The sequence below is a fragment of the Brachybacterium sp. NPDC056505 genome, from assembly GCF_042794925.1.
Taxonomy (GTDB): domain Bacteria; phylum Actinomycetota; class Actinomycetes; order Actinomycetales; family Dermabacteraceae; genus Brachybacterium; species Brachybacterium kimchii.
Genome location: NZ_JBHTSV010000037.1, coordinates 9,216 through 30,254 on the forward strand (window position 1 = coordinate 9,216; position 21,039 = coordinate 30,254).

The 21,039-nt window shown below is 72.9% G+C and carries 15 protein-coding genes and 3 tRNA genes; 17 read left to right on the top strand and 1 reads right to left on the bottom strand.

Going from position 1 to position 21,039, the window contains the following annotated elements; all coding sequences use genetic code 11:
• Positions 1-12 precede the first annotated feature (12 nt).
• The 12 genes from ACFQ53_RS14820 (at position 13) to ACFQ53_RS14875 (ending at position 18,957) form a co-directional block, all read left to right on the top strand.
• Positions 13-1,374 carry a DUF58 domain-containing protein gene (locus ACFQ53_RS14820; protein ID WP_377860980.1) on the top strand — a complete coding sequence of 454 codons (1,362 nt, stop codon included), beginning with the start codon at positions 13-15 and terminating at the stop codon, positions 1,372-1,374.
• Positions 1,371-4,229, top strand: coding sequence for a transglutaminaseTgpA domain-containing protein (locus ACFQ53_RS14825; RefSeq protein ID WP_377860982.1), 2,859 nt, complete (start codon positions 1,371-1,373; stop codon positions 4,227-4,229). Before ACFQ53_RS14820 ends, ACFQ53_RS14825 begins: the two co-directional genes overlap by 4 nt.
• Positions 4,226-6,469, top strand: a complete 2,244-nt coding sequence (locus ACFQ53_RS14830; protein WP_377860984.1) for an RDD family protein — start codon at positions 4,226-4,228, stop codon at positions 6,467-6,469. Before ACFQ53_RS14825 ends, ACFQ53_RS14830 begins: the two co-directional genes overlap by 4 nt.
• Positions 6,466-7,410, top strand: coding sequence for a PP2C family protein-serine/threonine phosphatase (locus ACFQ53_RS14835; protein ID WP_377860986.1), 945 nt, complete (start codon positions 6,466-6,468; stop codon positions 7,408-7,410). Before ACFQ53_RS14830 ends, ACFQ53_RS14835 begins: the two co-directional genes overlap by 4 nt.
• Entirely contained in the window at positions 7,407-9,839 is a 2,433-nt protein-coding gene (locus tag ACFQ53_RS14840; RefSeq protein ID WP_377860988.1) for an FHA domain-containing protein, read from the top strand. The genes ACFQ53_RS14835 and ACFQ53_RS14840 overlap by 4 nt, the downstream gene beginning before the upstream one ends.
• The gene (locus tag ACFQ53_RS14845) at positions 9,836-11,536 is read left to right on the top strand and encodes a serine/threonine-protein kinase (RefSeq protein ID WP_377860990.1); all 1,701 of its coding nucleotides are present in this window, start codon (positions 9,836-9,838) and stop codon (positions 11,534-11,536) included. Before ACFQ53_RS14840 ends, ACFQ53_RS14845 begins: the two co-directional genes overlap by 4 nt.
• A gap of 48 nt (positions 11,537-11,584) precedes the next feature.
• Positions 11,585-12,298 carry a hypothetical protein gene (locus ACFQ53_RS14850; RefSeq protein ID WP_249479170.1) on the top strand — a complete coding sequence of 238 codons (714 nt, stop codon included), beginning with the start codon at positions 11,585-11,587 and terminating at the stop codon, positions 12,296-12,298.
• A gap of 15 nt (positions 12,299-12,313) precedes the next feature.
• Positions 12,314-16,780 (top strand): FtsK/SpoIIIE domain-containing protein, encoded by a 4,467-nt coding sequence (locus ACFQ53_RS14855; RefSeq protein ID WP_377860992.1) that lies wholly within the window; start codon positions 12,314-12,316, stop codon positions 16,778-16,780.
• Positions 16,781-16,962: 182 nt separating this feature from the next.
• Entirely contained in the window at positions 16,963-17,229 is a 267-nt protein-coding gene (locus ACFQ53_RS14860; RefSeq protein WP_249479172.1) for a WXG100 family type VII secretion target, read from the top strand.
• Positions 17,230-17,472: 243 nt separating this feature from the next.
• Entirely contained in the window at positions 17,473-17,952 is a 480-nt protein-coding gene (locus tag ACFQ53_RS14865; RefSeq protein ID WP_377860995.1) for a hypothetical protein, read from the top strand.
• Between the two features lie 360 nt (positions 17,953-18,312).
• Positions 18,313-18,579 (top strand): WXG100 family type VII secretion target, encoded by a 267-nt coding sequence (locus ACFQ53_RS14870; RefSeq protein ID WP_249479174.1) that lies wholly within the window; start codon positions 18,313-18,315, stop codon positions 18,577-18,579.
• Between the two features lie 105 nt (positions 18,580-18,684).
• Positions 18,685-18,957, top strand: coding sequence for a WXG100 family type VII secretion target (locus tag ACFQ53_RS14875; RefSeq protein ID WP_249479175.1), 273 nt, complete (start codon positions 18,685-18,687; stop codon positions 18,955-18,957).
• A gap of 152 nt (positions 18,958-19,109) precedes the next feature.
• Here the strand turns inward: ACFQ53_RS14875 and ACFQ53_RS14880 are convergent, their stop codons facing one another.
• Positions 19,110-19,598: a YajQ family cyclic di-GMP-binding protein gene (locus ACFQ53_RS14880; protein ID WP_249479176.1), complete on the bottom strand. Its 489-nt coding sequence runs from the start codon at positions 19,596-19,598 to the stop codon at positions 19,110-19,112.
• Between the two features lie 174 nt (positions 19,599-19,772).
• Between ACFQ53_RS14880 and ACFQ53_RS14885 the strand changes: the two genes are divergently transcribed.
• From ACFQ53_RS14885 to ACFQ53_RS14905, 5 genes are all read left to right on the top strand, one after another.
• Positions 19,773-19,854 (top strand) — tRNA-Tyr (locus ACFQ53_RS14885).
• A 90-nt stretch (positions 19,855-19,944) separates the two neighbouring features.
• Positions 19,945-20,017, top strand: a tRNA-Thr gene (locus ACFQ53_RS14890).
• A 53-nt stretch (positions 20,018-20,070) separates the two neighbouring features.
• Positions 20,071-20,147, top strand: a tRNA-Met gene (locus tag ACFQ53_RS14895).
• Between the two features lie 87 nt (positions 20,148-20,234).
• On the top strand, positions 20,235-20,405 hold the full coding sequence (gene rpmG / locus ACFQ53_RS14900) for a 50S ribosomal protein L33 (RefSeq protein WP_017823818.1): 171 nt from the start codon (positions 20,235-20,237) through the stop codon (positions 20,403-20,405).
• 173 nt (positions 20,406-20,578) lie between these two features.
• On the top strand, positions 20,579-21,028 hold the full coding sequence (locus ACFQ53_RS14905; protein ID WP_377860998.1) for a MaoC family dehydratase N-terminal domain-containing protein: 450 nt from the start codon (positions 20,579-20,581) through the stop codon (positions 21,026-21,028).
• The last annotated feature ends 11 nt before the right edge of the window (positions 21,029-21,039 follow it).

A 21,039-nucleotide genomic window follows, 5' to 3' on the forward strand; every position in this document is an offset into this window, starting at 1 on the left:
CCCCCAGAACGCATGAGCATCCCTCCCCGCACCTCCTCGACGCCCCCGTCGGCCGCGTCGCCCGCCGCACCCCCGGGCGCGCCCTCGGGGCAGTCGCCCGCGCCAGCGCCCGTGTCCGGCTCGTCGTCGGCGGCTCCCGAGGTCATGGACACCGACGCGCCCGCGCCGGGTCTCCCCGAGCGCGCACGGCGCACGGCGGAGCGTGCGTGGAAGCGTGCGAAGCCCGTGCTCGCCGTGGTCTCGCCCGTGGGCTGGACCCTGCTCGCGGCGGTGCTGGTGAGCGGGGTCCTCGGGCTCTGGCTGCACCTCACCGAGCTCAACGTGCTCGCGCTCGCCCTGCTCGTGCCGCTCGTGATCGCGGCCGTGTTCGTGCTGGGGCGCACCTCCTACGCGATCACCCTGGACCTGCAGTCCCATCGGGTGGTCGTGGGCACCCGTGCCGTCGGCAGGGTCGAGGTCCGCAACCCGACCGAGAAGACCATCCTGCCCTCGCGGATCGAGCTCTCCGTGGGCAGCGCGAGCGCCCAGTTCCTGGTGCCGCGCCTGGGCGCCTCGGCCGCCCACGAGGAGCTGTTCGCCGTGCCCACCCGCCGCCGCGCCGTGCTCGTGGTCGGCCCGGTGCGCTCCGTGCGCGATGATCCGCTCTCGCTCATGCGCCGTCAGGTGACCTGGGCGAAGGCGCAGGAGCTCTTCGTGCACCCGCGCACCGTCCGCCTCGACGAGGCCGCGAGCGGCTTCCTGCGGGACCTCGAGGGCACGCCCTCCTCGGACCTCTCGAGCTCCGACATCGCCTTCCACGCCCTGCGCGACTACACGCCGGGGGACGACCGACGGCACGTCCACTGGCGCACGACCGCCCGCACGGGCAAGCTCATGGTCCGCCAGTTCGAGGAGACCCGCCGCTCCCACGTGGTCGTCGCGCTCGCCGACCGCGCCGCCGATTTCGAGGACGAGGACGAGTTCGAACTCGCCGTGTCGGCCGCGGCCTCCGTCTCCGTGCAGACGATGCGGGAGGAGAAGGAGCTCACGGCCCTCACCACCGCCGGGCGACAGCGCACCGCCACGCTGCGACGGCTGCTGGACGACTACACGGTGCTCGAGGCGCAGCGGGGCCGGCGCCCCCTGCGGGATCTCGGCCAGGCCTGCGCGGACAAGGCTCCCAACGCGTCCGCCGTCGTGCTCGTCGTGGGGTCCCTGACGACCCCGACCGAGCTCAACCAGGCCGCGACCCGCTTCCCGCCCGGGGTGCTGCCCATCGCGGTCCGCTGCGCACGCGGCGCCGAGGTCCGGCGCTCGCGTCTGGGCGGTCTCGAGCTCGTGACCCTGGGGCGCATCGAGGACCTGCCGATGGCGATGAGGACGGTGGGTCGATGAGCGCCGCGCACCTGCCCGGCCCCGGCGGCCGGCGGTCCTCGTCGCCGAGCGCGGACCCGATGATGGGCACGGACCCGGCGCCGGAGGCGTCGACCACGGCCGCGCCCCCGCGGCGGGCGTCGCCCGGAGGGGTCGAGGAGACCCTGGGCGAGCAGCGCCCGCTGCGCGCGAGCGTCGTGGACGTGGTCGTGCTGGCCGCGCTGTTCCTGCTCGCGCTGCTGGGGTTCCATTCGGTCTTCGGGGGTCCCTGGTACCTCGTGACCGGCGTGATGGCGCTCGTCCTCTCGCTGGTGATCGCCCTGTTGGGCGCCCGCTGGTCCCTCGGACCGCTGCTGCTGACCCTCGCGATCGCGATCGTGCACTTCGCGCTGGGTGCGGCGTTCGTGGTGCCGGACCGTGCGCTCCTGGGCGTGCTGCCCACGCCGTCGGCCCTTCTCGAGCTGCTGCGCATGCCCGTGACGACCTGGAAGAGCGCGCTCACCATCAGCCCTCCCATCGGCATCGGGAACGGCGTGCTGGGCGTCGTCTGGCTGCCCATGCTGCTGCTGGGCGTCGCGGGCTTCTCCGTGCTGCTGCGCAGCCGCCGTTGCGTGATCGCGTGGCTGTTCCCCTGCGCGATGCTGCTGTGCTCGGTCGTGTTCGGCACGGCGGAGGCCACCCTCCCGCTGCTGCGCGGGCTGCTCTTCGCGATGCTCTCGCTCGCCTGGCTGAGCTGGCGCTTCGAGAGCGCCCGCCTGCGCACCTCGCGCTCCACCATCATCTCCGACACCGTGCGCGCGGGCTCCTGGGGCAACCCCGTGCTGCGTCGGCGCGTGATCGGCGGGGGAGTGATCCTGCTGCTCGCCGCCGCGATCACCGGTGCCGCGAGCCCCGCCCTGAACCCGCCCTCGGGCACGGCCCGCTTCGCCCTGCGCGACAGCCTCACCCCGCAGTTCGACCCGGCCGAGTACGTCTCCCCGCTCTCCGACTTCCGCGGCTACGTCAAGCACCGCCGCAAGGAGGAGCTCTTCACCGTCACGAACGTGAAGGACGGGGAGCAGATCCGCCTGGCGACCCTCGACGACTACAACCGCGAGGTGTACGACGTCGCCGGATCGGACCGCGCGGACTCGGCCTCGGGCGCCTTCCTCAAGATCGCCGGCGCCGTGGATCTCGCGCAGCCGGGAGGGGACGCGCGCAGCTCGACGGTCACGATCAGCGGCTACCACGGGGTGTGGATGCCCAGCCTGGGCACCACGACCGATCGCGTCGACCCCGATCAGGAGACGACGGCGAAGCGGCCCTCGGGGTCCGCGCGCCTGGGCGACTCCCTCTTCCTCAACCGTCGCTCGCAGACGCTCGTGGACTCGTCCTCGCTGCGCGAGGGCGACAGCTACGACGTCACCTACGAGCCGTACAGGAGCGCCTCGGAGGACGCGCAGCACTCGATGCGCTTCGACGACGGCGTGGCCGAGGAGCTCCCGCCCCTCGAGGGGCTCGACCCGAAGTTCAAGCAGACCGCCGAGGAGTGGGCCGGCGACGCCCCCAACGACTACGCGACCATGAGCAACCTGATGGTCGGCATCAAGAGCGAGGCCGAGTACTCCCACGGCATCGAGGACCAGCAGGCATCGCTCTCCGGGCACGGCGAGTCCCGACTGCTCGCGATGCTCAACGATCCGAGCTTCGACCGGTCCGAGGCGGACGCCATGCCGCAGGGCAGGATCGGCGACGAGGAGCAGTTCGCGGCTCTCACCGCCGTGCTCGCCCGGGAGATCGGGATCCCGGCCCGTGTGGTGATGGGCTTCGAGGTCTCGGGATCCGATGCGGGGACCGCGACCGTCACCGGCGACGACGTCACCGCCTGGGTCGAGGTCGCCTTCCGCGAGCCCGGCTCCGACACCGTCCGCTGGGAGCGCTTCGATCCGGCTCCCGACAGCGACGAGACCCTCACCCAGCCCGAGCAGAAGACCACCGACAAGCCGCAGCCGCAGGTGCCGCAGCCACCGCCGCCGCCCGCGGACCCGCCGACGCCTCCGCCGGGCGCCACGGCCGAGGACCAGCCCGACCCGCCCGATCCGCCCGAGCCCGCCCCGCTGTGGGTCGGGTACGTCTCCGGAACGGGCCTGCTCGCCGTGCTCGTCGCCGCCACGCTCGGCGCGATCGCCGGGGCGAAGGTGCTGCGCCGACGCCACCGCAGGCTGCGCGGAGCCCCCGGGGACCGCATCGACGGGGGATGGCGCGAGATCGTGGACCTGCGCACGGACCTGGGGCGGCGCAGTGCGCCGTCGGACACGCGGAAGGAGACCGCGGAGGCGATCATCGCCGACCTCGACGCCCGTCCCGCCCCCGGCCCCAGCACCAGCACCGGCACCAGCTCCAGCACCGGCGCCGAAACCGCCCAGCCAGCGGCCGACGGCGGCGGCTCCGACGCCGAGGCGGCCGCGGACCTGCGGCGCCTGGCCACCGGCGCCGACCGGGCGACCTTCGCCCCCGACGCCCCGACCGAGTCCGACCTCGAGTCCTACTGGGCCACGGTGGCGGCGGCGCGCCGTCGGATGACCGAGAACCTGCCCTGGCACCGTCGGGCGCGCGCAGCGGTCTCGCTGCGCTCCTTCCGTGCGCGGCGTCGCGCGGACCGGCGCGCCCAGCAGCGGCTGCGAGCAGCCTCCGCCCAGCGCTCCGAGGAGGACTCCCGCAGGGGCAGCGTCGCGGATCGCGCATCCCGGGCGGGCGGCGCGTTCTCCCTGCGCAGTGCCCTCGAACGGGCCGTGCGGAGGCCCCGATCCTTCGTGGACGGTGCCGTGGACCGATACCGTGCATGGCGCAGAACATCGAGCGCACGGCGCGGACAGCGCCGCAGAAGGGACCGATGATGAGCATCCAGGCAGGCCACGGGGGTCCGTCCGAGGCGCAGGGCGGGACGCCCCGCTACTGCAGCACCTGCGGGGCACTGCTGAGCGCCGGTGCGGTCCTCTGCGGCGAGTGCGGTGCCCGGTACCGGGAGTCGCCCTACGAGAAGCGGGCGACCGACACCCCGGGCGCGTGGTCGGCGCCGCCGCGGCGGCGTGCGGAGGCGGCCACGGACGGCGGGCCCTCGGAGGAGTCCGATCAGATCCAGCTGCTGGGCAGCAGCTCCCCGGAGCCGTCCGATCCCGCCGGGACGGCGCTGCGGGCACAGTCCCAGTACGATCGTGGGATGGACGCACAGCAGCCCGCCGGCGTGTGGGGGCAGCCGCCCTCCCCGGCGCCGGACCGACCCGCCGATCCCGGTGGGCCCGCGCCCCTCGAACCGCCGCTCGACGGCTGCACCCCCGCGGGCACCGGGAAGCGCGTGCTCGCCTTCATCATCGACGGAGTGGTCGCCGGCATCGCCGCACTGCCCCTGTGGATCGGTGCGATACTCCTGGCCCTGCAGACCCACCAGACGCTCGCGACGATCCTCACCGGGCTCGGCGTGGCCCTGCCGATCGCGTACGCGCTGCTGATCGTGTGGCTGCAGGGGAGCCGCGGATTCACTCTGGGAGGCCTCATCATGGGCCTGCGGGTCGTGCGCGAGGACACCGGTGCGCCGCTCGGCTTCGGCCGTTCGCTGGCCCGGTACGTCGTGCTCGCACTGCTCACCTGGATCGCGGGACTGACGACCTTCCTCGACCCCGAGCGCCACGGGCGCGGCCTGCACGACCGCATGATCAGCACGATCCTCGTGGACGCGCGCGCAGGGCGCGACCCCTACGCCCCCCGGCCCGACGACTTCGCCCGGCCCGACGCCGCCCAGTACCTCGGTGATCCTTCCGTGCCGGTGTCCGTGCGCGACAACCTCACCACGAAGCCCGGAGCCGCCTGGGCGGAACCGGCCGCGGCCGGTTCCGCGGGCGGCGGCGCCCCGCAGGACGGCGCCGCATCGCCCGCCGCCGCCTCGGCCGCATCCGCGCCGCCCGCGTGGGGGTCTCCGGCGCCCGTGCCGTCCCCGGCGCAGGCACAGCCCTCACCCGCATGGGGCGCGAACCCGCAGCAGAGCGCCGAAGACCCCGGTGCCGTCGCCTCGCCCGCTCCCGCCGCGGGGCAGTGGGGAGCGCCCGCACCCGCGGACGGCGGATGGGGCGCGCCGCCCGAGAACGCGCGTGAGCAGTCCTGGGGCGCCCCCGCGGCGCGTGACGAGGCCTCGCAGGATGCCGCTGCCTCGTGGTCCGAGCCGTCGGGGGAGCCGATCATCACCTCCTCGCCCTGGGCCCCGGCGCCCGAGGCCGCGCACGAGGAGCCATCGGCTCCGGCGTCGGCCGCCGCCGAGGAAGGTTCCCCCGCGGACCCCGCTGCGGCCGACGCGAGCAGCGCACAGGCCGACGAGATCGTCGACCCCTGGGCCCCGCCGTCGGAGGACTCGGCCGGGGCACCGGCCGCGCCCGCCGAGCCCGTGCAGGCCGCCGGGCCTGTGCCGCATGCCGAGCCCGCGCAGCCCGGCGAGGCCGGTCAGTCCCTGTCCGATGACGATCCGAGTGCTGTGTGGACGAGTTCGCCGGCGCCCCGGGCCGAGCCCCCACAGTCCGCGTCGGCGCCGCCCCCTGTTCCGCCGTCAGAACCTGCACCGCCGTCGGAAACTGCGCCGCCGGCGGAACCTGCTCCTGCGCCGGCACCGGCCCCTGCTCCGGGGCCCGCTCCGGCACCGCCCTCGACGCCCGAGCTCGTCGGCCCTCCCGCCGACCTCGACGAGTCGACGCGCCTGTCGCACCCGACGGAGGACCTCGGCGATGTCGAGGAGACCAGGATCGTCCCCGCGCGCCGCGATCGCCGCCCGGGCTACCGTCTGCTGCTCGATGACGGCTCCGTGCACGAGGTGCGCGGCGTCGCACTGCTCGGGCGCAATCCTTCGGCCGAGGCCGGAGAGGAGCGGGTCGTCCTCGCGGACGAGACCCGCTCGGTCTCGAAGTCGCACCTCCGTCTCGAAGCCTCCGTCGAGGGCCTGCAGGTCATGGACCTGGGGTCGACGAACGGCTCGGCGCTGATCCTCGCCGACGGCTCCTCCCAGGATCTCGACCCGCACTCGCCCCTGTCCCTGCCCGACGGCGCCACGCTGTCGATCGGGGACCGCACCCTCACCGTGGAGCGCATCCAGTGATCGACGCATCCCTCACCGATCCCGACCTCCCCGGCACCGTCCGCGTGGTCTCCGCCCATGCGACCGATGTCGGCCGCGTGCGGGAGACCAACGAGGACTCCGTGCTCGACGCGCACCCGATCCACATGGTCGCCGACGGCATGGGTGGGCACAACGCCGGCGAGGTCGCGAGCGCGATCGCCGTCGAGGAGTTCGAGAAGCTCACCGTCCAGGAGAACGTGACCATCGAGCAGCTCGGCGACGCCCTGCGCTCGGCGGGAGCGCGCATCAGCGGCCTCAGCGCCGACGACGAGCGCGGCGCGGGCACCACGGTCGCCCTGGTCGCGACGATGGTGCTGGACGGCGTGGGCTACTGGGCGGTCATGAACCTGGGCGACTCCCGGGTCTACCGCCTCTCCGCCGAGCTGTTCGAGCAGGTCAGCGTGGATCACTCCGTCGTCCAGGAGCTCATCGACCACGGTGACCTCACCGATGCCGAGGCCCGCGTGCACCCCTACCGGCACATGATCACCCGCGCCCTGGGCGTGGGCGCGGAGCCGGATCCGGACTTCTGGCTGATCCCCGCGGAGGTGGGCGACCGCATCCTCGTGTGCTCCGACGGACTCACCAACGAGCTCTCCGACGAGGAGATCGAGCGCCTCCTGCGCAGCGACGCCGACGTCGACGACCTGAGCCGCGAGTTCGTCCGGAGCGCCGTCGACGCCGGAGGCCACGACAACGTGAGCGTCGTGGTCGTCGAGGCGACGGCTCTCGTCGGACTCTCCGCGGGCGATGCCCAGCAGCGGGGGAGCGGTGCGCCGCAGCCGGCCATCGAGGTCGAGGAGGACACCCACCCGCGCGGTGCGGACGGCGCCGGGAGCAGCGGCGACGACGCGCAGCACGAGGCGGGCAGGACGGTGGACGCGCAGGACGGCGACGGGACCGAGGGCCGATCGCAGTGAGCGGGGAGCCCTCGCTCCTGGGCCGCGGCACCTGGTTCAACCCCGGCCCCGCGACGCTCGTCGTGCGTCCCGCGGGCTGGATCCTGCTCGTCCCCGGCGTCAAGAGCTCCCTGATCGCGTCCGCGTGGCGTGTGCTCGGCGAGCCCCCGGCGGCCGACGCCCTGCTGGGAGACCTCGCCTCGGGCAGCGAGTTCGAGACCGAGGACCGCCTGCCGCCGGTGCTGTTCGCGCTCGGCGACGGCACCAGCCGGACGATCGGCCTCACCGGCACGAGTCCCCTCGCGGTCTACACGGCGGAGGGCCGGAGCCTGCTCGCGGGGACCGAAGAGGGCCCCGCCGTCATCACCGAGCTCGCCGACGTGCGCCGGATCGCCTTCGGTGACCTGCCCGCAGAGGACCCGGTCGCGGCGCTGAGGTCGGTCGAGGGCATGAGCCGCGTCCGCGGGTTCGTTCTCATGACCACCGATCCCGCGGAGCTCGAGGAGGCGGCAAAGACACAGCTCGCCGAGCAGGTCGAGGCCGACGGCAGCTCCATCCTCGACCCCGCCGCCAAGGAGCGCGCCGCGCAGCGCAAGGAGGCGCGCGCCAAGGAGAAGCGCGAGCGCGAGGAGCGCCGCGCGCAGGAGGCCTCCGCGCGGGTGGAGTCCTCCGCCGCATCGTCGAACTCGCGGGCCTCGTCGTCGTCCGCACGGAGTGCCGCTGCGGAGGCACCCGCCGGGCCCAGCATGTTCGACGACCTCTTCGCTCCCTCCGCTGACGCCCAGGCCTCACCTCCCCAGTCCGATGCCGCGGTGTCCCCGGAGCGGCTGCCAGAGGCACCCCCGGTGACGGCACCGCCGGCGGCCGACGCGCCGGAGCGGGAGCCGGCTGCCGCGGCGCCGGAGCCGTCGCCGGCGCCGACGCCGACACCGACGCCGATGGAGACTGCTCCCGCACCGTCATCTGCACCCGAGCCGGTCCCCGCCGAGACCGCGCAGGCGCCCGCCACCGCGCCCGCAGGGACCGCGGCGGCGCACCCTCCACAGAGTCCCGGGCCCGGTCGCTCGACGCGACTGGTGACCTCGTCGCTGTTCGATCGCCGGGCGTCACGCAGCGGTCAGCGCTGGACCGAGGGGTCGACGGACCGGACGTCGCAGCCGTCGGCCACGCCGACGTCGACGGTGACCGGTGACGGTGACCAGGCGCCGATGCCCGCGGCGGATGCGGCACCCGTGACGCGCGTCGAACCGATCGACCCCGAAGCGGCCGACCCCGAGGCGATCGACACCGACACGGACGAGTCGGTCGGTGCTCCCGAGGCGGGCACTTCACCGTCCGTCGACGCCGCCCCTCCGCACACGGATCCCGCTGTCCCAGCACCGCCCGGCGAGCCCGGCCCTGCTGCACACGAGGCGGATCCACCTCAGGTGTCCGCCCGGGCCGCCGGGGCGAGCGACCTCGGTGCGGTGATCGGCGAGGGCGGCAGCGCCTACGACGATCTGTTCGGGCGCACCCTCCATCGCAGCATCGAGGCCGCTGCGGTCCGCGCCGCGGGTGAGGACGGGACCGCCGCGGATGGCGAGCGCGCCTCGGAGGCGACGCTCGACGTCGAGTCCCTCGACCTCGATGCCTCCGGTGCCGCGGGCGAGGAGACGACGTCAGACGGTGCGCCCGCCGATCCCGTCGGATCCGATCCCGCCTTGGCGACCACCGAGGACGTGGCGCTGGAATCGTCCGGGGGTTTCATCGACTGGGTGCCCGGAATGGGGCGCACCGCCCCCGAGGTGGCGCACGCCGCGCGCACCTCGGAGCGAGGCGGCGCGGAGCGAGCGCCTGCCGAGCATGCGCCCGCCGCCGCGCTCCCGGGCGCCGGGCGTGCCGATGCCCGGCCGGGTGACGCGGCCCCGCCGCGCTCCGCGACCTCGGCAGGCTCCTCTGCGCAGTCCCCCGCGCAGCCGACGGGCCAGGCGCCCACTGCGCCCGCGCAGGCGGTCACCCTGCCCGGCGCCGTCTGCGAGAACCGCCACGCGAACCCGCCCGAGGCCACGGTCTGCCGCTGGTGCGGCGCCCGCATCCGCGGGGGAGCGCGCACCGTGGCGCGCCCGCCGCTGGGCATGATCGAGGTCAGCACCGGCGGACGGTTCCTGCTCGACCGCTCGGCGATCATCGGCCGCCGGCCCCGCGCCTCGCGCGTGAGCGGCGACGACGTCCCCCAGCTGATCACCGTTCCCAGCCCCCAGCAGGACATCTCCCGCTCCCACGTCGCGCTGCGACTCGAGGGCTGGCACGTCGTCGCCGAGGACCTGCGCACCACCAACGGCACCACGCTGCTGCGCTCCGGCGAGGCTCCGCAGCGTCTGCGCTCGGGTCAGAGCCCCGTCCTCTCCGACGGCGATCGCCTCGACCTGGGCGACGGAGTGGTCCTCACCCTGATGGGGAGGCCCTCGTGAGCCCCCGCCCGCCCGCCCCGCCGCCGCAGCTCGCGGGGTACGAGTACGAGCGGCTGCTGGGCTCCGGCGGCTTCGCCGACGTCCACCTGTACCGCCAGCTGCGACCGCAGCGGAGGGTCGCGATCAAGGTGCTGCTCGCGAGCGTCCTCGACGACGCCGTGCGGGGCCAGTTCGACGCCGAGGCGAACGTGATGGCGACCATGTCGACCCATCCCTCGATCGTCACGATCCACCAGGCGGAGGTGACCAGGGAGCACCGCGCCTGCATCGTCATGGAGTACTGCCCGCGCCCGAACTACGGGGCGCGCTTCCGCCGCGAGCGCATCTCCGTCGCCGAGGTGCTGCGCGTGGGCGTGCAGATCGCGGGCGCCGTGGAGACCGCGCACCGCGCCGGCATCCTGCATCGCGACATCAAGCCCGCGAACATCCTGGTCACCGAGTACAACAGGCCGGCGCTCACGGACTTCGGGATCTCCGTGGCCGCGGGCAACGCCCTCGAGCCGGAGGCCAGCCACGGGCTGTCGATCCCCTGGTCCCCGCCGGAGGCCTTCGAGGACCCGCCGACCGCCGACGAGCGCAGCGACGTGTTCTCCCTCGCCGCCACCCTGTACTCGCTGCTGGCCGCGCGCACTCCCTTCGAGCGCAGCGGCGGCGGGAACACCGCGAGCGATCTCATCGCCCGGATCTCCTCCGAGCCGCTCGCACCGCTCGGCCGCCCGGACGTGCCGGAGATGCTGAACCGGACCCTGTCGGTCGCGATGGCGAAGGACCCCGCCGGCCGCTACGAGTCCGCGCTCGCCCTCGGCCGTGCCCTGCAGCAGGTCGAGATGGCGCTCTCCCTGCCCATCACGCAGATGGACGTGCTCGACGAGCACGGTCCCGATCACCCTCCCGAGCACACGGGGGAGGGCGACCTCGAGGCGCACACGAACATCCGCCGCGTCTCCACCGTCGACCCCGACGCCCCCTCGTCACGGGTCCTGGATCCCTTCGCCGGTGTCGCCCCCGCGCTGGGCGGCGGGCGCCCCGCGCGATCCCGCTCGCTGGCCCCCGGGCAGGGGGACGACACCACGCTCGTGCGCCCCTCGCCGGCGCCGGCCGCGCTGTCCGGCGCCTCCGCCGGCGTCGGGGGAGCGGCCGGGCCGGGTGGGCCCGCGGCGCCGTCCGCGGCCGCGGCGGCGCCCGGAGCCGCCGGTCCCGCGGGTCACGGAGCACCCGTGCGCCGTCGGCCGATGTGGCCCCTGGTGACCCTCGCCGCCGTGCTCGTCCTGGGCATCGGGGTGGGCACGATGGCCATCGTGCGCAGCACCTTCATCGAGCCCGAGGAGCCCACGACCGCCGCCCCCACGACCAGCGAGGACTGGAAGCCGGGTGCGCAGGAGCCCCCGGCGGACATCTCCATGACGGTCCTCGAGAAGGAGCGCGGCACCACGGCGGGCACCGTGAAGATCAGCTGGAGCACGCCCGAGGGGATGACGTCGAACGACGACATCAAGATCGCCTGGCAGAACCTCCCCGAGGAGTACGAGGGCGTGGAGACCGAGCGGCTCGCCCGGGGAAGCTCCAGCATCACCGTCAGCGTGCCGCTGGCCTGGGACAAGCCGTGCTTCGTGCTCACCGTGGTGACGAAGAACGGCGGGATCGGTCCCTCCACGAAGCAGCAGTGCGTCGACACGAAGGAGCTGCGGGGATCATGAGGGACGCGGTGCACGCACGCAGGACCGTACGAAGAGGGAGGCAGGAGCATGGCAGCGTCGATCTCGGTCGAGTTCTGCGGTGAGTGGTACCGCGCGGAGGAGGGCGGCGAGCTGAGCATCGGCCGCGAGGCCGATCTCGTCGTCGACGAGGACAACCCGTACCTCCATCGCCGATTCCTCACGATCTCGCAGGTGGACTCCCTGTGGTGGCTCTCGAACGTGGGCTCGCGGCTCTCCGCGACCATCACCGACTCCGCGGGCGCGCTGCAGGCGTGGCTCGCGCCCGGTGCGCGCCTGCCGCTGGTCTTCGACGTCACCAAGGTGGTCTTCACGGCGGGGCCGACGACCTATGAGCTGGACGTGCACACCGAGACCCCGGAGTTCGAGCGCTCGCCGTCCCCGGAGGACCCGGTCGGCGAGACCACCGTCGGCTCCGTGCAGCTCACCGAGAGCCAGAAGCAGCTGATCCTCGCCCTCGCCGAGCCCATGCTCGTGCGCGAGGGCAGCGGCATGAGCGCGGTGCCCACGTCCGCCCAGGCCGCGGAGCGTCTGGGCTGGCCGCGCACCAAGTTCAACCGCAAGCTCGACAACGTCTGCGACAAGCTCGATCGGATGGGCGTGCGCGGGCTGCGGGGCGGGCCGGGCAAGCTCGCGAGCAACCGGCGGGCGCGGCTCGTCGAGCACGCCGTGTTCACCCGACTGGTCACCGCCGAGGACCTGCCGCTGCTGGACAAGGCCGCCGCCGACGCCGACGAGGACTGACGAGGACACCACCGCATGCGCATCAAGCTCACGCTGCGTCGACCCGAGGACCGGATGACGGACCTCGAGGTCACCGCCGACGCCACGGCCACCGTCGCCGACGTCGCCGGCGCCCTCTACCTGGGGGACCCCCTGCGCGGCTCCACGGAGGCGCCCGAGGGACTGACCCTGCAGGTGCAGGACGCCGGGGCGGGCCCCGGCGCGGCCGGCGTGCGTTCCCTGGACCGCGGCATCGACCTGATCTCCGCCGGTCTGCGCTCCGGCTCCGTGGTCTCCATCGCCCGATCCTCCACGGAGTACGCCACGCGCGCCGAATCGCGCGGCGCCGCCGTCGCTCTGCTGCGCGTGCTCTCGGGGCCCGAGGAGGGACGCGAGTTCCCCCTGCCCAGCGGCTCGAGCGTGATCGGACGCGAGGGCGACGTGGACATCCGCATCGCCGACCCGATGCTCTCCAAGCGCCATGCCCGCATCAACGTCGCCGACGCCGTGGAGATCGTGGACCTGCGCTCGGCCAACGGCGTGGAGATCGGCGGGGAGCGCGTGGGCCGTGCCGTCGTGGGCCCAGCCGACACGGTCGAGGTCGGCGGCACCACGTTCTCCGTGATCATGCTGCACCGCGCCGGCGGCAGCGCCCCGAACTCCCCGGTCGTCGAGTTCAACCGCTCCCCCCGCGTGGTGCCGCGCTTCGAGTACCGCGAGATGACGCCGCCGCAGCCGCCGCGCGAGCCCCAGCCGCAGTTCTTCCCGATCTTCATGATGTTCGCGCCGCTGCTCATGGGCGGCCTCATGTTCGCGGTCACGCGCAGCCCCTACTCGCTGATCTTCGTGCTGATGATGCCGATGATGGCGACCGCCGGGTACCTCAACCGCAAGTACCAGTCGCGCAAGCAGCTCGAGCGGCAGATCAAGAACTTCGAGGAGTCGCTGGCATCCCTCAAGCGCCGCGTCACCGCCGCCCAGGACCTGGAGCGCGCGGTGCGGCTCGTGGAGACCCCCTCGACGGCGGACGCGGTGGACTCCGCCCACCGGCTCGGCCGCCTGCTGTGGACCCACAGGCCCGAGCACGAGGCCTTCACGACCGTGCGCCTGGGCCTCGGCGTCGCCGAGTCCCGCGTCGGCATCCCGATGCCCGGTGAGAACAACGCGATCGCCCAGTACTGGGATCAGCTCGACGACATGCACGAGGAGTACAGGATGATCGCGGGGGTGCCGATCGTCGGCGACCTGCGGGAGTCCGGCGGGATCGGCGTCGCCGGGGGAGGGGAGCAGGCCGACGCCGTCGCCCGCGGCCTGATCACCCAGCTGTTCGCCCTGCACTCGCCCACGGACCTCGCGATCGCCGCGATCACCTCGCGCTCCTCGCGCGCCCTCTGGGACTGGCTGAAGTGGCTCCCGCACACGTCGAGCCCCCATTCGCCGCTGGACGGAGACCATCTGGCCGACGGCGCGCTCAGCGGGATCTCCCTGGTCTCGCGCATCGAGGAGCTCATCGAGGAGCGCTCCGAGGGAGCGCCGGCGCAGCTGCGCCGCGCGGTGCGCGCCCCCGTCTCCGCCGATCCCGTGCCCGCTCCCGACCCGGTCACCCCGAACCTCGTGCTCGTCGTCGAGGACGACGCCCCCGTGGACCGCGCCCGCCTGGTGCGCATCGCCGAGCGCGGGCCCGACGTGGGCGTCTTCGTGATCTGGTGCGCGGCGACGGTCGCGGCCCTGCCCGCGGCCTGCCGCACCTACCTCTCGAGCGAGGACGGCGTGGAGGGGGCGAACGCCGGCATCGTGCGCCGCGGCGAGCGCTACTACCCCGTGAGCGTGGAGACCGTCGGCCTCGACGTCGCCGCGGGCGTGGCCCGGCACCTCTCCCCGGTGGTCGACGCGGGCGTCCCGGTGGACGACGACTCCGACCTCCCGCGCGCCATCTCCTATCTCACCCTGGCCGGGACGGAGCTCGCCGAGGAGCCCGGCGCGGTCATCGAGCACTGGAAGGAGACCGGCTCGCTGACCCCGCGCGACGGGGCGCCGCCGGTCCCGCGCAAGCACGACGCGAACCTGCGGGGACTCATCGGCCACGACGGCCAGGACGCCTACCACCTCGACCTGCGCACCCACGGCCCGCACGCCCTGGTGGGCGGCACCACGGGCGCCGGCAAGTCCGAGTTCCTCCAGGCCTGGGTGATGGGCATGGCGACCGCCCACTCGCCCGACCGCGTGACCTTCCTGTTCGTCGACTACAAGGGCGGCTCCGCCTTCGCCGACTGCATCGAGCTCCCGCACGCCGTGGGCATGGTCACCGACCTGTCCCCGCACCTGGTGCGCCGCGCGCTGACGTCCCTGCGCGCCGAGCTGCACAATCGCGAGCACCTGCTGAACCGCAAGAAGGCCAAGGACCTCGTCTCGCTCGAGCGCACCGGGGACCCCGAGGCGCCCCCGAGCCTGATCATCATCGTCGACGAGTTCGCCGCGCTCGCGAAGGAGGTCCCGGAGTTCGTCGACGGGGTCGTGGACGTAGCCGCCCGCGGCCGCTCCCTCGGCCTGCACCTGATCCTCGCGACCCAGCGCCCGGCGGGCGTCATCAAGGACAACCTGCGCGCGAACACGAACCTGCGCATCGCGCTGCGGATGGCCGACGAGGCAGACTCGAAGGACATCCTGGGCGATGCCATGGCCGCCCACTTCGATCCCGGCATCCCCGGACGCGCCGCCGCGAAGACCGGCCCGGGCCGCATCGCGACCTTCCAGACCGGGTACGCGGGCGGATGGACGACCGACGAGCCCGAGCGCGCGCGCATCGACATCGTCGAGCGGGAGTTCGGCACCGGCGACATCTGGGACGTCCCGAGCCCGCCGTCCCCCGCACGCAGCGAGCTGGGCCCCAACGACATCTCCCGCATGGTGCGCACCATCGGACGCGCCGCCGACGAGGCCGGGGTCCCCGAGCCCCGCAAGCCGTGGCTGTCCGAGCTCGCCCCCGCCTACGACCTCTCTCTGCTGCCCAGCCGCCGCACCGACGAGGACCTCCTGCTGGGGGTCATGGACACGCCGGAGGACCAGTCCCAGCCCACGGTCTCCTACGTGCCCGACCGCGACGGCAACATGGCGATCTACGGCACGGGCGGCTCGGGCAAGTCGACGACCCTGCGCACGATCGCGATCTCGGCGGCGAGCGCGACCGCCCGGGGCGGCCCCGTGCACGTCTACGGGATCGACTTCGGCGCCTCCGGCCTGCAGATGCTCGAGGAGCTCCCGCACGTGGGCGCGATCATCTCGGGCGACGACGAGGAGCGCGTGATCCGGCTGCTGCGGACGCTGCGCGGTCTGATCGACGAGCGCGCGAAGAAGTTCGCCGCGGTGCGCGCGGGCTCGATCGCCGAGTACCGGGAGCTGTCCGGGGACTCCGGGGCCCCGCGCATCCTGCTCCTGGTCGACGGCATGGCGGCCTTCCGCGAGGCCTACGACTTCTCGAACCTCTCCAAGTGGTTCACGACCTTCGTGCAGATCGCGACCGACGGACGCCAGGTGGGCATCCACGTGATCGTCACGGGCGACCGCCCGAACGCCGTGCCGACCTCCCTGGGGTCCTCGATCCAGCGCCGGCTGATCCACCGCATGGCCTCGATCGACGACTACATGAACTTCGGCGTGGCCCGGGACGTGCTCGACGGCGCCTCCCCGCCCGGACGCGCGATCCTCGACGGCCACGAGGCGCAGATCGCCGTGCACGGCGGCGACGCGAACGTGGCGATCCAGGCGCGGGAGGTCGGCGAGCTCGCGAAGGCCATGCGGCGCGCGGGCGTCGATCCCGCACCCGGCGTCGAGTCCCTCCCCGAGCGGGTGGAGCTCTCGCGCCTGCGGCCCGTGGTGGACGGCCGGCCCGTGATCGGCGTCGGCGACGAGGACCTCGAGGCGATCACGATCGAGCCGCGCGGCGCCTTCATGGTCACCGGCCCCGGCAGCTCCGGCCGCACCACCGCGGTGCGCACCATCGCCACGAACCTCAAGGCGCTCCCGCAGGGCATGCGCCTGGTGCGGTTCTCCGCGCGCCGCACGCCGCTGACCGGCCTGGACCTGTGGGACGTCGAGGCCTCGGACGCCGAGACGGTCAAGGAGCTCGCCGGGCAGCTGCGCCAGACCCTCGAGTCGGGGAACCTGGGGGAGGGGCGGCTCACGCTGATCCTCGACGGGATCGCGGACTTCACGGGCAGCGGCACGGAGAAGGAACTCGACGCGCTGGTGCGCTCGTGCGTGCGCGAGGGCCAGTTCGTGATCGGAGAGAACGAGAACTCGACCTGGAACCAGGCGTACACCCTCGCCCAGCCCTTCAAGGCCGGTCGCCGCGGACTCCTGCTGCAGCCCTCGGACATGGACGGCGATTCGCTGCTGGGCACCCCGCTGGGCCGCTTCCGCCGTGCCGACTTCCCGCCCGGTCGCGGGTTCCTCGTCGCCTCGGGCCGCGCCTCGAAGCTCCAGGTCGCCCAGATCACGGAGTGACGGAGCGGGTCCTCCCCAGGGGCCCGTCGTCCACATGGGTACTTGTCCCCATGTCGGATCCGCCGAGCACTCCCTACAGTGGCCGAAGGAGCACGGAGAGCCGTCGTCGGGCCCGGTGGGCACACGCACTGCCGCGGTGACCGGAGGGCCCGGGAGGCTCGAGAACACGAGGAGGAGGAGCCATGACCGAGAAGGGCATGGACGTCGATCAGGTGCTGAAGATGGCCAAGCAGCTGAACAGCGCGGCCGAGGACATCACCACCATGCAGAGCGACCTCACCACGGGTCTCGAGGAGGTCGACTGGACCGGCCCGGACGCCGATGACTTCCGCGGCAGCTGGGAGTCCGAGATGGTGCCGGCGCTGAAGAGCATCCGGACGGCCGTCGAGCAGCTCGGTGCCACTGCCGAGTCCAACGCGAGCGAGCAGACGACCGTCTCCTCGCACTGACGCGCGGCGATGGTGCTCGGCAGCCCTCGGCCCTGCGGCCGGCGCCGACGGGGCGCGTGAGCGGGCCCGGGCCCCCAGGACGATCGTTCGGGGTCCGGGCCCGCTCGTGCGTCCCACGCCGCCCGCGTGCGGCCGACGGGGTGCAGTGCCCGTTCCCGACAGGGGCTCCGCACCCGGGTCTGCACCGCGAGGGGCCCTGATAGATTCGCCGGGATCTTCCCGGCACGGACGGACGGAGCGGCAATGACGGTGCAGATCGCCTACCCCAGCGAGGAGTTCCCTCCGCCGGTCGGCTTCCGTCTCGAGGTTCCGGAGGACTGGGAGACCCTCTCGGTCCCCGGCGTGCAGATGGCTGCCGCCGCACCGCGCCGCGAGGGCAGCTTCCGGGCCAATGTCGTGCTGACCGTGCAGCGCTGCCCGGCCGCGACGCCCATGCAGAGCGTGCGCGAGAGCCTCGAGGCGCGCAAGGCGGCGCTCCCGCAGCTCGAGGAGATCGACACGGGCGAGCTCGAGATCGACGGGGTGGCCTGGCTCGCGAGCGAGTACGGCTACACCCAGCCCGGTCAGCGCACGGTCGTCCAGGCGGCGCGGTACACGATGGTGCCGCGCTCGGCCCACTCCGCCGACATCCTCGAGGTCGTCGCGAGCTGCGGCGCTGAGGATGCCGATGCCCAGATCGCCGTGCTGCGGCGGATCCAGGATTCCGTGCGGCCGGTCGTCTGAGCCGGCCGCTGATCCGGTGACGGCCCCGCGTCGGCGGGTCGAGGGCCCCGCGCCCGTGGGTCGACGGACCTGCGCCGACGGGCCGGCGGAGACCCCAGGAGGGACGCCCGGGTGAGCATTGTGGATGGCGGCCTCATGGGGAGGGGTCATGAAAGGCCGCTGCGACCTGCGGTGATGGTCGGAGGGTGGGCTCGGATGAGGGCGCGGGGCGGGCATGGGTACTTCTCCCCATCGCCAATCCGTGAGGGCCTGCATACGGTTGTCACATCACCTGGAGAACAGGGATGAACGGAACGGGATCGGCCGCCTCATCGACTCTCCGCGGTGCGACCGAAGAACACAGCGACACGAGGAGTGGACATGGCTGAGAAGAAGGGTATGGATCCTGAGGCCGTCAAGCAGATGGCGCAGAGCATCCGCGATGCGGGCGAGGACGCACAGGCGGCCTTCGACGACGTCAAGGGCAAGGTCGACGAGCTCGACTGGACCGGTGAGGACCACGACGACTACATCTCGGAGTTCGAGGACCTCGCGGACAAGGTGAAGCAGCTCAAGCAGAAGGCCGAGGACTTCGCGGAGTCGGCCGAGAAGAACGCCAAGGAGCAGACGACGGCGTCGTCGCGCTGATCCCGGGGATCGGCATGAGCGCCCGGCGCGCTCCCAGCACATCACCCATCACAGAATCCACCACAGAGCACGGGCCGTGAGAGCGGTCGGGAACAGGGGAGAAACATGTCTTTCAAGGGAATGGATCCGGATCAGGCACGCGACGTCGCCAAGGAGGTGACCCAGGCCGGCGAGAAGATCAAGCAGGCCTTCGCCGACGTCGACGGGACCGTCCAGGGCATCGACTGGAAGGGGCCGGACGCGGACACCTTCAAGGACGACTGGCGCAACTTCCAGTCGAGCGATGTCTCGAACATCGCGGAGCTGTTCAAGACCCACGGCGACAGCCTCTCGGACCAGGCCGATGAGCAGGACCAGACCTCGAACTCGAACGCCTGAGCCCCGAGGAGCAGGTGAGCACGGGCATCGCAGCCCCTCACCCTCCACGGAGACGACGAGAACCCCCGGTCAGATGACCGGGGGTTCTCGTGCATGTGCGGAAGGTCGATCGGGCGCGGCCGCTGCGCCCGGGCCCTTCCGCCACGTGGCTGTCAGCGGTAGTTGACGAACTGGAGCGCGACGTCGAGGTCCTCGCCCTTGAGCAGGGCGATGACGGCCTGCAGGTCGTCGCGCTTCTTCGAGGAGACCCGCAGCTCGTCGCCCTGGATCTGCGCCTTCACGCCCTTGGGTCCCTCGTCGCGGATGATCTTGGAGATCTTCTTGGCCTGCTCCGAGCTGATGCCCTCCTTGAGATCGGCGACCAGGCGCACGGTCTTCCCGGACTGGACGGGCTCGCCCACCTCGATGCTCTTCAGGGAGAGGCCGCGTCGCAGCAGCTTGGTCTGCAGCACGTCCAGCACCGCGCGCACGCGCTCGTCGGCGTTGGCGGTCATGACGATCTGCTCCCCGCTGAGTGCCACGGAGGCGTCGGTGCCGCGGAAGTCGTAGCGCTGGGAGACCTCCTTCGCCGCCTGGTTGACGGCGTTGTCCACCTCCTGGCGATCGAGCTTGCTGACGATGTCGAACGACGAATCGGCCATCTGCTGTCCTCCTGCGGGGATGGGTCGATGTAACTGCTGGTCAGAACGCTGTGAGGAGCGTCATGCACGGTGAGGGCCCATCTGGTTGGCCCTGCTCCTGCGCGCCCAGTATGCTAGTCCAGGTCCACGAGCGGACGAGGTCGAGAGGCTCTCTTCCGCACATGGATCGGACTCGGCAGGTTACCCAAGCGGCCAAAGGGATCTGACTGTAAATCAGCTGGCATTGCCTTCGGGGGTTCGAATCCCTCACCTGCCACGCCGAGGATCACCACCGTGTGATTCCAGGCACCGAGTTCCACCAGCGGTTTGCTCGCCGAGCGGGCCGCCGGTAAGGTTCTCGGGGCTTGCCCTGATAGCTCAGTCGGCAGAGCATCTCCATGGTAAGGAGAAGGTCAAGGGTTCGATTCCCTTTCAGGGCTCTGATGGATGGTCGGCCCGGTCTCGGAAGAGATCGGGCCGTTCCATCGATCGCGCCGGGGTAGCTCAGACGGTCAGAGCGCACGACTCATAATCGTGAGGTCGCGGGTTCGATCCCCGCCCTCGGTACCACGCCGGCCCCGCCGGAGTGCACGAACGCAGCCCCCATCGCGGGGACCACGTGGCGCGGCAGACGCGCCTTGGAGAAAGAGGCGAACCATGGCGAGCAAGAGCTCGGACGTGCGTCCCAAGATCACCATGGCCTGCACCGAGTGCAAGGCGCGGAACTACATCACCAAGAAGAACCGTCGGAACACCCCCGACCGTCTCGAGCTGTCGAAGTTCTGCCCCACCTGCGGCAAGCAGACCGCGCACCGCGAGACCCGCTGAACGGTCCGCGTGCGACGCACGCTTCATGACGAGAGCCACCCGGCGCTGCCGGGTGGCTCTCGTCATGTCCGGGGGTGGACGCGGGACAGTGGCAGGATGGTTCCGCAGTTCCCGTCGGGCCCCTCAGCCCTGACGATCCCGTCCGTCCCGTCCGCCCTTCCAGGAGTGCACCGATGACATCCACGCCGGACCCGGCCTTCGCCGGCCGCACCTATCCCAGCGGCCCCGTCCACGTCGTCTCCGGCGCGAAGATCGCCGAGCTCGCGCGGGCCACGGGCGCCATCGACCCGGTGCACACCGATGATGCCGCCGCCCGTGCCGCGGGATTCGCCGGCGTCGTGGCGACGCCGACGTTCCTGGTCTCCCTGGCGCAGTCCGCCGAGACCGCCTACATCGAGGACCCCGAGGCGGGCATCGACTTCTCGCGCGTCGTCCACGGCGAGGAGGGCTTCGAGCTCCACCGTCCCGTGGTCGCGGGCGACCGCCTGATCCCCACCCTCACCGTCGAGTCGGTCCGCGCCGCGGGCGGGCACTCCATGATCACCACCCGCGTGGACGTGGCCGACGAGGGCGGCAGCGCCGTCGCCGCCGTCCGGTCCGTCATCGTCGTGCGCGGCGAGTGAGCGCAGGAAGG

Excerpts from the sequence above, each read along its gene's own strand:
- ACFQ53_RS14820 (WP_377860980.1), top strand. The coding sequence starts at position 13 with ATGAGCATCCCTCCCCGCACCTCCTCGACGCCCCCGTCGGCCGCGTCG.
- ACFQ53_RS14825 (WP_377860982.1), top strand. The coding sequence starts at position 1,371 with ATGAGCGCCGCGCACCTGCCCGGCCCCGGCGGCCGGCGGTCCTCGTCG.
- ACFQ53_RS14830 (WP_377860984.1), top strand. The coding sequence starts at position 4,226 with ATGATGAGCATCCAGGCAGGCCACGGGGGTCCGTCCGAGGCGCAGGGC.
- ACFQ53_RS14850 (WP_249479170.1), top strand. The coding sequence starts at position 11,585 with ATGGCAGCGTCGATCTCGGTCGAGTTCTGCGGTGAGTGGTACCGCGCG.
- ACFQ53_RS14855 (WP_377860992.1), top strand. The coding sequence starts at position 12,314 with ATGCGCATCAAGCTCACGCTGCGTCGACCCGAGGACCGGATGACGGAC.
- ACFQ53_RS14860 (WP_249479172.1), top strand. The coding sequence starts at position 16,963 with ATGACCGAGAAGGGCATGGACGTCGATCAGGTGCTGAAGATGGCCAAG.
- ACFQ53_RS14865 (WP_377860995.1), top strand. The coding sequence starts at position 17,473 with ATGACGGTGCAGATCGCCTACCCCAGCGAGGAGTTCCCTCCGCCGGTC.
- ACFQ53_RS14870 (WP_249479174.1), top strand. The coding sequence starts at position 18,313 with ATGGCTGAGAAGAAGGGTATGGATCCTGAGGCCGTCAAGCAGATGGCG.
- ACFQ53_RS14875 (WP_249479175.1), top strand. The coding sequence starts at position 18,685 with ATGTCTTTCAAGGGAATGGATCCGGATCAGGCACGCGACGTCGCCAAG.
- ACFQ53_RS14880 (WP_249479176.1), bottom strand. The coding sequence starts at position 19,598 with ATGGCCGATTCGTCGTTCGACATCGTCAGCAAGCTCGATCGCCAGGAG.
- rpmG (WP_017823818.1), top strand. The coding sequence starts at position 20,235 with ATGGCGAGCAAGAGCTCGGACGTGCGTCCCAAGATCACCATGGCCTGC.
- ACFQ53_RS14905 (WP_377860998.1), top strand. The coding sequence starts at position 20,579 with ATGACATCCACGCCGGACCCGGCCTTCGCCGGCCGCACCTATCCCAGC.